This is a genomic window from Marinobacter sp. (genome assembly GCF_033722735.1).
In the GTDB taxonomy this organism is placed as follows: domain Bacteria; phylum Pseudomonadota; class Gammaproteobacteria; order Pseudomonadales; family Oleiphilaceae; genus Marinobacter.
On sequence record NZ_JAWVYN010000041.1, the window covers coordinates 1 to 10868 of the forward strand.

Annotated in this window: 8 protein-coding genes and 1 riboswitch; of the genes, 5 read left to right on the top strand and 3 right to left on the bottom strand. The window is 66.2% G+C overall.

Translation table 11 applies throughout. The features are described from left to right. A partial coding sequence (locus R3175_RS17485; RefSeq protein ID WP_318945629.1) for a hypothetical protein occupies window positions 1-204 on the top strand: 204 nt, incomplete at its 5' end. Window positions 205-236: 32 nt separating this feature from the next. Here R3175_RS17485 and R3175_RS17490 read toward each other — a convergent pair. The 3 genes from R3175_RS17490 to cobT are packed head-to-tail and all read right to left on the bottom strand — an operon-like array spanning window position 237 to window position 2335. After that, window positions 237-656, bottom strand: a complete 420-nt coding sequence (locus R3175_RS17490) for an HIT family protein (protein WP_318945630.1) — start codon at window positions 654-656, stop codon at window positions 237-239. A 16-nt stretch (window positions 657-672) separates the two neighbouring features. Next, the gene (locus R3175_RS17495; RefSeq protein WP_318945631.1) at window positions 673-1278 is read right to left on the bottom strand and encodes an alpha-ribazole phosphatase family protein; all 606 of its coding nucleotides are present in this window, start codon (window positions 1276-1278) and stop codon (window positions 673-675) included. Continuing rightward, entirely contained in the window at window positions 1271-2335 is a 1065-nt protein-coding gene (gene cobT, locus R3175_RS17500) for a nicotinate-nucleotide--dimethylbenzimidazole phosphoribosyltransferase (protein ID WP_318945632.1), read from the bottom strand. Before cobT ends, R3175_RS17495 begins: the two co-directional genes overlap by 8 nt. A 96-nt stretch (window positions 2336-2431) precedes the next feature. Here cobT and cbiB point away from each other — a divergent pair, with 96 nt between their 5' ends. The 4 genes from cbiB to R3175_RS17520 form a co-directional block, all read left to right on the top strand. Continuing rightward, window positions 2432-3391, top strand: a complete 960-nt coding sequence (cbiB, locus tag R3175_RS17505; protein ID WP_318945633.1) for an adenosylcobinamide-phosphate synthase CbiB — start codon at window positions 2432-2434, stop codon at window positions 3389-3391. Next, complete coding sequence (cobD, locus tag R3175_RS17510) at window positions 3385-4416, top strand: threonine-phosphate decarboxylase CobD (RefSeq protein ID WP_318945634.1); 1032 nt, start codon at window positions 3385-3387, stop codon at window positions 4414-4416. The genes cbiB and cobD overlap by 7 nt, the downstream gene beginning before the upstream one ends. 1 nt (window position 4417) lies before the next feature. Further along, a riboswitch (cobalamin riboswitch) is annotated at window positions 4418-4647 on the top strand. 170 nt (window positions 4648-4817) lie between these two features. Next, window positions 4818-6671 (top strand): TonB-dependent receptor domain-containing protein, encoded by a 1854-nt coding sequence (locus R3175_RS17515; RefSeq protein WP_318945635.1) that lies wholly within the window; start codon window positions 4818-4820, stop codon window positions 6669-6671. Between the two features lie 9 nt (window positions 6672-6680). Next, the coding region (locus tag R3175_RS17520; RefSeq protein WP_318945636.1) for a cobaltochelatase subunit CobN at window positions 6681-10868 on the top strand (4188 nt) is incomplete at its 3' end.

Genomic DNA, 10868 nt, shown 5'->3' on the forward strand with positions numbered 1-10868 from the left:
TTCCGGGCAACGGCCATCGGCCCCCTGCCGGAATCGCCGAAGAAACGCACCCGCATCGGTGAGGAGTTACAACCCATCGGCGCCTATGCGGGGATTATTCCTTATCTCGGTACGATCCAGGATGTGGAGGCGCTCCAGGACAAGGAGAAAGACAACTGGGACAAGGGGCGTAGGCCTTGCCCCAGCCCACCTTTCAGCCAATGATCAGGCTAGCGAAAGTTCGTTAAAAGCTAAGCCTACAGATACTCCCTAATCTTCCGCGCAAACTCCTCCAGCCGCTCCGGCTTCTCAGGCGTGGTCGCGTGTGGTGTGGCCCGCAGTTGGGCAATGGACGTTGGAACCACGTGAAAGTGGACGTGAGGAACGGTCTGGCCCGCGCCCTTGCCGTTGAGCTGCATCACCAGGCTTCCCGGCACATCCAGTGCAGCCTCGACGGCCTTGGCGATTTTCTGGGTGGTGTGGATGCACGCTGCCGCCCCTTCCGGTGACAGGTCATGCAGGGTCTCGGCCGGCTCCTTGGAGATGATCAACGCGTGGCCGTCGGCCTGCGGCATGATGTCCATGAACGACAGGGTGTGTTCGTCCTCGTACAGCTTGATGCAGGGCAGCTCGCCCCGGAGGATCTTGGCGAAGATGTTGTCTTGGTCGTAGCTCACTGTATAGGTCCTTGTGTTAACCGTGTTTATACAAACAACTCAGTGTTCCAAAGTCAGAGCAGTCTACCTGGATCCGGCTCCGACAGGCATACGGCACCGCCACGCCGGCAAAGGACTTCTGCAGCGGCACCCCCATCACCTCGGCCAGGATCATCCGGATCACACCACCGTGGCAGACCACCAGCACACGCTGGCCGGTCAGCTGTTCGGTCCAGTGTTGCCAGCCGGCCTGAACCCGCTGATGGAAATCCACAATGGTCTCGCCCCCGGGCGGCGTGTTCGCCACCGGGTCTTCCCAGAACCGGGACAGCCGGCTCCCCTCCGCTTCGATCACCTCCGCGGTGGTCTTGCCTTCCCATTCACCGAAGTTGACCTCCCGCAACCGGTCCTCGACATGCAGGGGCAGGTTGCGCTGCTCCGCCAGCTCGCTGGCAAACTCGATGCAGCGTAACAGTGGGGAAGTGACGATGGCATCCCAGTGGTCGTCGTCGGCAATTGCCGATCGCATTTGCTGCCAGCCGAGCTCGCTCAGTGGATCGTCCTGGCTGCCGCGGAATTTGGGGCCACCCCGGGGTTCGCCGTGACGGATCAGGTCGATGACGGTGGTGGATCGATTAGCCATGGTGATCCTCTTTATTACTGACGCCGGCATCGGCAAAGCTCGCCATGCCATTGTGGAGGGCGCAGGCCGAGCGCAATAACGGCAGGGCCACCGCGGCACCACTGCCTTCCCCCAGGCGCATGCCCAAATCCAGCAGGGGTTCCGCCTCCAGGGCGGTCAGCACCTGGCCATGGCCGGGCTCGCCGGAACGGTGGGAGAAATGCAGCCAGGCCCGGGTGGCGGGCTGTTGGCGGACCGCCACCAGGGCGGCGACGGACACGATAAAACCGTCCACCAGCACCGGGATGCGCCGGGCCGCACAGCCCAGGATGGCCCCGCTGAGGGCGGCGATTTCCAGGCCGCCCAGCGAGGACAGCACGGACAGCGGGTCCCGGTGGCTGCCGTGGCGGGCCAGGGCGCGTTCAATGATGGCGACTTTGTGGCTCACGCCGCCGGCATCCAGGCCAGTCCCGGGGCCGGCCAACTCGGAGGGCGCAGCCCCCAGCAGGGCGCAGGCCATGGCGGCGGCGCTGGTGGTGTTGCCGATGCCCATGTCGCCGCCGACAAAGACCTGGGCACCGCCGGCTGCCGCACGTTCGGCGGCGTCGTCGCCCGCCGTCAGTGCCCGGGCGACCTGTTCCCCGGTCATGGCGTCTTCCCTGGCGAGGTTGGCGGTACCGGGCGCGATCTGGAGATTGTTGACGCCGTCGAGCGGCGGTATCGGGGTCACGGTCCCCAGGTTGACCACCTCCAGGGTGGCGTCCAGGTGACGGGCCATCACGCTGATTGCCGCACCGCCACTGGCAAAGTTCGCGATCATCTGGCCGGTCACTGCCTGGGGAAAGGCCGAGATGCCCTCGGCACAGACGCCATGGTCGCCGGCAAACACCGCGATGTGGACCTGGTCGGCCCGGGGACGGTCGGTGCCCTGCTGGGCCGCCAGGGTGATGGCCAGCTCTTCCAGGCGGCCGAGGGAGCCCGGGGGCTTGGTCAAAACGCCCTGGCGTTGCCGGGCGCGGTCGCGGGTCTGGGCATTGGGGAGTGGCGGTGGGGTGGTCCAGCTCTGGGGCAGGGTCATCGTTGACGGTCCTGAATGAATGCAACAGCGGTCGATGGTCGTATGTGCTCAAAACGGTGTCAAGGTTGCCGCCAGGTCGAGTAGACTGGGCGCCGAATGATTGAGGATGGATGCGTGGTGGAGTGGTTTGTTTCGTCGGTCGGGGTGTGTCTGGCCGCGGTGATGCTGGATCGCTGGTGGGGGGAGCCGAGCCGCTGGCATCCCCTGGTGGGCTTTGGTGCGGTGGTGGAGCGGCTTGAACACCGGCTGAACCGGCCTCAGGGCACCTCGGTCTGGCGCGGGGCCTTGGCGGTGACGTTACTGGTGGGCCCGCTGGTGTCGGTCGTGCTGGTCATCGCCTGGCTACTGCCGCAACCCCTGGACTGGCTGTTCAGCGCCCTGGTGCTGTGGCTCGCCATCTCCCTGCGGGGGCTGGCAGAGCATGGCATGGCGGTGGCCCGGCCGCTGGCGGCGGGAAACCTGGCCGAAGCCCGTGAGCGGGTGGGCTGGATCGTCAGTCGCCAGGCCTCGGCGTTGGATGAGGCTGGGGTGGCGGCCGCCGCCACCGAGTCAATGTTGGAGAACGGCGCCGATGCGGTGTTCGCCAGTCTGTTCTGGTTCCTGCTGGCGGGACCTGCCGGCGTGGTAGCCCATCGGCTGATCAACACCCTGGATGCCATGTGGGGCTACCGCAATGAACGCTACCTGCGGTTTGGCCGGGTGGCGGCCCGGTTGGACGATGCCATGAACTGGGGCCCCGCCCGATTGACGGCACTGACCTACGCCCTGCTGGGGCACCGCCAATTGGCCTGGCGGTGCTGGCGCAGCCAGGCGCCGGCCTGGGACAGTCCCAACGCCGGCCCGGTGATGGCCGCCGGCGCTGGTGCTCTGGGGGTCTCCCTGGGCGGGCCGGCTCCTTACGCCGCCGGCCTCAAGCAACGGCCGCAACTGGGGGAGGGGCCCGCGCCGGATGCTGTCACCATTCAGCAGGCCATCGGCCTGGTCCGGCGTGGGGTCTGGCTCTGGTTACTGGTCCTGCTGGTTCTTGCCGTGACCGGGGGAGTGCTGCCGTGGTAAAGCCCCAACTTCCCGCCCATGGCGGCAACCTGATCCAGGCGGCACGTCGCTGGGGCATTCCCCGCGAGCGGTGGCTGGACCTCTCCACCGGGATCAATCCGAACGGCTGGCCCGTGCCTGCCATCCCGCCGGAGATCTGGCAACGTTTGCCGGAAGCCGACGATGGTCTGGACGAGGCGGTTCGGATCTGGACCGGCGTCCCCGATGCGGCCGAGTGTATTCCGCTACCGGGCTCCCAGGCGGTCATCCAGGCCCTGCCGGGACTCAGGACGCCCGGTCGGGTGGGGGTGCCCCATCCTGGGTATCAGGAACATCGCCATGCCTGGGCTGAGGCGGGCCACCAGGTTCGCCCCTTGTCACGGGAGGACATGGATCAGCGAGAGACCTGGCTGGACGAGCTTGACGTGCTGGTGTGGATCCAGCCCAACAATCCCACCGGCCAGTGGGTGGATCGGGATCGGCTGCTGGCCTGGTACCAGCGACTGGCGGCCCGGGGCGGCTGGCTGGTGGTGGATGAGGCCTTTGCTGAGGGGCTGGCCAATGTCAGTCTTGCCCCCTGGGCCGGCCGGCCCGGCTTGGTGATCCTGAAATCCCTGGGCAAGTTCTACGGCCTGGCGGGGCTCCGGGCGGGGGCGGCGCTGGTCGATCCGGCCATCGGGACCACGCTGCGCCGGGTTCTCGGTCCCTGGGCCCTCAGCGGGCCGGCCCGCTACGTGATGGCCCGGGCCATTGCCGACCAGGGCTGGCGAGCCCGGATGGCTGAGCGGCTCCAGGCTGAGAGTGAACGCCTGCATACCCTGCTGGCCAGGTTCGGCCTGAGGCCCACGGGCGGTACCTTGCTGTTCCAGTACGTTCGGCATCAGCAGGCCGGCCAGCTGGCCGAGGCCCTGGCCCAGGAAGGCATCCTGGTGCGTCGGTTCGACCGCCCGCCCGCCCTGCGGTTTGGCCTGCCGGGCAACGAGTCCGACTGGCGCCGTTTGTCGGACACCCTCGCCAAGGTCATTGACCGATTAATCACCAATTGATAGCCTTCGCGCGACTTCAGGTGCTCCCGGGTAACGCCGCCCGGGAGTGAAACGGGAAGCCGGTGATAATCCGGCGCTGCCCCCGCAACGGTGATTGAGTCAACGATGGTCTGATGCGCCACTGTGCCACTGGGAACCCTCCAGGTTCCCATGCATGGGAAGGTGACCGTCCGGAAACCCCCAAGGTTTCGCTCATAAGCCCGGAGACCGGCCTGGAGCACGGGCTCTTGCCTTGCAGTGTAAGCGGCCCAGAACACCAGACGTTGCGGTGGGCAGCGACGGTGGGTGAATCCGGCCAGCATCATTCAACGCCCAAGCTTCCTCCGCCCACCCTCTCCACCTCCGCAACACCCCAAGAATGACCGTGCGGGTGCGCACGGGAAGCTAGCGAGTCGTTGTCTATGCCTGTTATCAAGAAGTTGCCGGGCCTTGTCCTGACCGGTTGTTCCGCCACTGTCCTGTTGTCTGCGCCGACCATCGCGGCTGAGCAGGATGCTCCCATCTCCGAATTGGATACGATTGTTGTGACCGGTACCGCCGGCCCACTCACCATCGGCGAGAGCCTGTCGTCGGTGACGGTGATCAAGGATGAGGAAATCCAGGCCCAGAATCCCGCCGAGTTCAAGGACCTGCTCCGGGGACAGCCGGGTATTGATGTGGTTACCAATGGTTCTTTTGGCAAGCACACCAGCGTTTTCACCCGGGGTACCGGCAGCGATTCCACCGTGTTCCTGATCGACGGGGTACGGTTACGGTCTGCTACCAGTGGGGGCGCGCCCTGGCAGTTTGTGCCGGTGGAACTGGTGGAGCGGGTGGAAATCGTGCGCGGTCCCCGCAGCTCACTCTATGGCGCTGATGCGGTGGGTGGGGTGATCCAGGCCTTCACCGTCGACCCTGCGCCTGGTCACCACGGTTGGATCGAGGCGGCCGCCGGTAATTTCGATACCCAGCGAGTCAATGTCGGCGCCGCGGCCAGCAGCGAGCACACCCGCATCAGCCTCAATGGCCTGTACAAGGAGTCTGATGGCGCCCCGGTGGTGGAAGACGGGGACGACCGGGGGTATCGCAATTCCGCCGGTGTTGCCCGCCTGGTGCACGAGTTTGACAACGGCGGCGAGGCGGCCCTGGTGTTGCTGGAATCCCGTGGCAACACGGAGTTCGACAGCGGCAATACCGACTTCCTGATCCGCACCTTCGGTTTCCGCCTGGATGCGCCGGTAAGCGACTACTGGCGTTCTTCGGTGCAGCTCTCCGAGGCACGGGACGAGCAGGAGACCTTTGGCAGCTTCAGCGATTCGGTGTTCAACACCGTGAGCCGCACGGCCCGCTGGGACAATACCCTGACCTGGGATGTTCACGAATGGGTGATTGGTGCTGAGCTTCAGGACGAGGCGGTGACGAGCACCGTCGAGTTTGATGAGGACAGCCGCTCCAACAGTGCCCTGTTCACCCAGCTGCGCCTGCATTTTGGCCCCTCCGATGTGCAGCTGAGTCTGCGCGGGGACGACAACGAGGCGTACGGCAAGAACGAAACCGGCGGTATTGCCCTGGGGCATTCCCTGGACTCCTACCACCGGATTCGGGCCAGCTACGGATCATCCTTCCGGGCGCCCACATTCAACGACCTGTTCTATCCCTTCCAGACCTTCGACAGCGGAACCTCCTTCACCGGCAACCCGGACCTGGAACCGGAAAAGTCCGACGCCTACGAACTGGGCGCCAGCGGCAGCTACCAGAACTGGTACTGGGATCTGGCCATCTACCAGATGGACATCGAGAACCTGATCGAGCTGCAATTCGATATCCCCACCCTGACCCTGTCGCCGCAAAACGTCAGCGATGCCCAGATCCGCGGCGCCGAGCTGAACGCGGGCCTGGACCTGAACGACTGGCGGATCAACGCCTCGCTGGCGGTCACCGATCCCCGGGATGAGGAAACCGACAACCGCCTGCGCCGTCGTAGCAGCAAATCTGCCCGCCTGGATGTGGACCGCGACCTGGCCAACTGGTCGGTGGGTGGCAGCGTGGCTGCCTATGGTTATCGCTACGACGACGCTGCCAACGACAAACGCCTGCCGGGCTTCGCCACCCTCGACCTGCGTACCAGCTGGACCTTTGCCCAGGACTGGACCACCCGGTTGACCGTAGCCAATGTGCTCGACCGTGAATACAGCACGGCAGAGCGGTTTGACGGAAGCAAATACATTGCCGCCGGTCGCACCGCCATGCTGTCCGTGCGCTACGACTTTCGCTAAGCGGTGATCATGATGCGCATGATGCCCCGTCTGTTCACCGCCATTGCCCTGGTGATGCTGTGCTCGTGGGGCCACGCCGCTACGATCGTGGGGGTGGTGTCTGATCGCTCCGCCGCGGAGCTGGCGGCCGGTGCCCACCAATTCCTGGACCTGCACCCGGGCCATCGGGTGACCCTGCGCACGCCGGAGCAACTGGCCGGGCTGGCTGATCCGGAACTGGCATCGTTGCTGGCGTCCGCCGACGCGCTGTTGCTGGCGGCGGTGTTTGGCGAACAGGTGGAACGCCTCAAGTCCCAGCTGGAACGACAGCTGGCCGAGCGGGACCTGCCGGTGCTGGCGATCAACAGCGATCGCCGCCTGGTGCGTTTGTCGCGACTGCAGGGCCAGGCCCTCTTTGCCGGCATGGACGCCAGTACCCTGGGCGAGGTGGTCGCCGCTCCGGCACCCGGAATCGATGCCGTCAGCCACCTTCGGCAACAGCAGCGGCGTTATCCGCGGCAGGCTCGGTGGCTGGTGGGCCGGGCCTACTACCAGGGCCGTACACCTGAGCATCTGGACCACCTGCTCCAGTGGCTGTTGACGCAGGCTGGCCATGACCTGGCGGTGCCGCCTCCCAGCCCACGGGCGGCCATACGCTACTATCGTCATGGGCAGAGCAGCCATCAGGCCAGCTCCCTCGGCCTGGCTGCGGGACCGGTGGTGGCGTTGCTGGACCTCGACAGTGGCGATCGACCCGGTGACCGGAGCCTGCTGGATCAGACCTGCTTCCAGCTGGAGCGCCGTGGCATTCAGTGCTTCGCCATCCTGGCCCGTTGGGGCGGCGCCAGCCTGCAGGCGTTACAGCAACTGCCTGACAGCGTTGGTCCGGCCACCCTGGCGGGGCTGGTCAGCCTGCAGGATTTTGTGGTCGGCGGGGGCGACGGTCGAGCGGGCGTCAACGCCGCGCTGGCGGAATTGAACGTACCGGTGATCAAGGGCCTGCGACTGGCCGACCGAACCGAGAGCCAATGGCGTCTGTCGGTGGACGGGGTACCGTCAGACTCCGTGCACTACCAACTGGCGATGCCGGAGTTGCAGGGCGTCAGCCAGCCGATGGCCCTGGCGGTGGCCAAGCCGCCGGTGACCGACGAGCGCACCGGTGTTCGCCTTAGCCTGACCACGCCGGTACTGGACCGGGTGGAAGCCCTGGCTGACCGGCTGCAGAACTGGTACCGCCTGCAGATGAAGGACAACGCCGACAAACGGGTGGCGCTGATCTATTACAACCATCCGCCGGGTCGGCAGAACGTGGGCGCCGATGCCCTGGACGTCCCCGCGTCGCTGTTGGAAATGCTGCGCTGGCTCAAGGCCGAGGGTTACCACACCGGACCCTTGCCGGCGTCGCCGGAGGCGTTGCTGGAGCTGATCCAGCAGCGCGGTGTGAGCCTGCCGGACGATCCCCGCTCCCTGCGCCAGATGGCGCCCCAGGTGGCTTCCCTGACGGCACCGGAATACCGGGCCTACTACCAGGGCCTGCCGGCGGTGGTGCGGGCGGAAATGGAACACGGTCCCCTCGGCTACCTGCACCAGCGCCTGGAAGAGGCCTTTGCCGCTGGTGAACACGACATCGCCCTGCGCCTGCTGGACCGCGGCGCCCGGGATCTGCACCACCTGCTGGAGCATCACCAGCATCCGGCGCGGCAGCAGGCAGTGGCGTTGCTGAATGACTACGAGACCCGCTGGCAGCGCCGGTTGAACGAAGGTGGCGGCCGAAGTGAGGTGGATGCCGCGCGGAACGCTCTGCTGGCCACCGGCTTTCCCGGCCTGTCCGGCTGGGGCGTGGCCCCCGGCAAATCCATGGTGGTGGACGGTGAGATGATCTTTCCGGGCCTGAGGTTTGGCAACATCTTCGTCGGGCCCCAGCCGCCACGGGGGTGGGAAGTGGACGAGGAACTGCTGCACGCCAACACCACCTTTCCGCCCACTCATCAGTACGTGGGTTTCTACTACTGGCTGCGGGAGCAGTTCCAGGCGGATGCCCTGGTCTACACCGGCCGTCATTCCACCCGGGAATTCCTGCCCCGGCGGCGGGCCGGTCTGACCTCGGACGACTACCCGGAACTGTTGGGTGGCAACCTCCCGCTGATCTACCCCTACATTGTGGATGGCGTGGGTGAGGGCATCCAGGCCAAGCGCCGGGCGCTGGCGGTCATGATCAGTCATCTGACACCGCCCCTGGCAGTGACCGAGCTCTATGACGAGCTGCTGGAAATCCGGCAGCTGGTGGAAACCTGGGAAGCGGCGGTGGAACCGGACAGCCCCACCCGGGAGCGGGCGGTGGCGCTGCTGCGCCAGAAGATCCGCCAGCTCAACCTGACCGAGACCATCGAGGCGGAAATCGCCAGCGAGTCCGGCCTGGCCCGGGATGAGGTCTCCCTGGACGAAATCTCGGAAGAACTGCTGGTGCACGAAGCCGGCCACTACGTCACCGACGTGCAGGAGCAGTTCATGCCGCTGGGGCTGCACGTGTTCGGCCAGGACTGGAGCCAGGAAGCCCTGGACACCATGCTGGAGTCCATGACCACCGAGGCCGAGGCGCCCAAGCTGTTGTGGCAACAGCGATTGGCCGCGTCACCGGCCTCGGAGAAGGCCAGCTTTCTGGCAGCCCTGGAGGGACGCTTCGTCCGCCCGGGGCAGGGCAATGACCCACTGCGCACGCCGGCCGTCCTGCCCACCGGCCGCAACTTCCACGCCCTGTCCGGCGACCTGATTCCCACCCGGGTAGCCTGGTCGCTGGCCGAAGAACTGGCTGCCGAAGCCCGGTCCCTGGATGCCCAGCCGGACGATGGCAGCGATGCCCTGGTCCTGTGGGCCTCGGATACGGTGCGGGACGAGGGGGTGATGGTGGCCTTCGGTCTCAACCTGCTCGGCGTCAAGCCGGTGTGGAACTCCCGTGGCATCGTCAAGGGGCTGGAGCGGTTGCCGGTGGGTGACGGCACTGTCCGCCAGCTGCGGCGGGATGTGCTGTTCACCACCTCCGGACTGTTCCGGGATCTGTACGAGAATCAACTGGTCTGGTTGGATCAGGCGGTGCTGATGGCCCTGGCGGGATCCGCCGAGACCATCCGTGCCGAGCGTCCGGGCCTGATCCCGGCGCTGGAAAAGGCGCTTTCCGACCTGCCGGAGGGCATGGATCACACCGACGACGACCCCCTGTCACTGAACCAGGTGGCGGCCCGCTGGGTGGCGGACACCGAGGCCCTGCTGGCGGCGGGCGCATCACCGGGTGATGCGGGCCGGCAGGCAACGTTGAGGGTGTTCGGTACCGCGCCCGGCGCCTACGGTGCCGGGGTTAACCGGCTGGCCACCCGCTCCGGCGCCTGGGAGGGCCGGGATGAGCTGGGCGCGGCCTATCGCCGCCGCATGGGACATGCCTACGGGATGGCTCGTGGCGGGGAGGCCGAGCACCAGGCCTTCGACCGCATCCTGTCCCGGGTCGACCGGACCTACCTGGGCCGGGCCAGTCACCTGTACGGACTGCTCGATAACGACGATGGCTTTGACTTCCAGGGTGGCCTGTCCAATGCGGTTGAGCACATCAAGGGCGAGGCCCCGAGCAACCGGGTGCTGCAGTACGCCAATCCGAAGGCACCGAAAGTGGAAAGCCTGCAGCGGGCGTTGCTGGTGGAACTCCAGTCCCGTAATCTCAATCCCCAATGGATTCAGCCATTGATGGACCACGATTACGCCGGCGCCCGCACCATGGGCAGCGATTTCCTCGATAACCTCTGGGGCTGGCAGATCACCAGTCCCCAGGTGGTGAAATCGTGGGTGTGGGACGAGATCAACCAGGTGTACTTCCAGGACCGGCACGGCATCGGGCTGGATGAGTTCCTGTCCCGGGACAATAATGTGCACGTTAAAACCCACATGCAGGCCACGGCCCTGTTGGCGGCCAAGCGAGGCTACTGGGAAGCGAGTTGGCTTACCCTGGAGCCCCTGGTACAGGACTTCGCCCAGAACATCATCGAGCACGGCCTCCCCGGCAGCGGCCACACCCGGCCGGATCATCCGCTGATGGACTGGGTGTCGGACCAGCTGGGCCCGGCCCAGCGCGAGGCCTTCGACAATGCCCGCCAGGGCGGGGCGCCGCTGGAATCCATGCCCCTGCAGTCCCGGGTCTGTGGTAGCGGAAACAACCAAGCGGAACTATGCCAA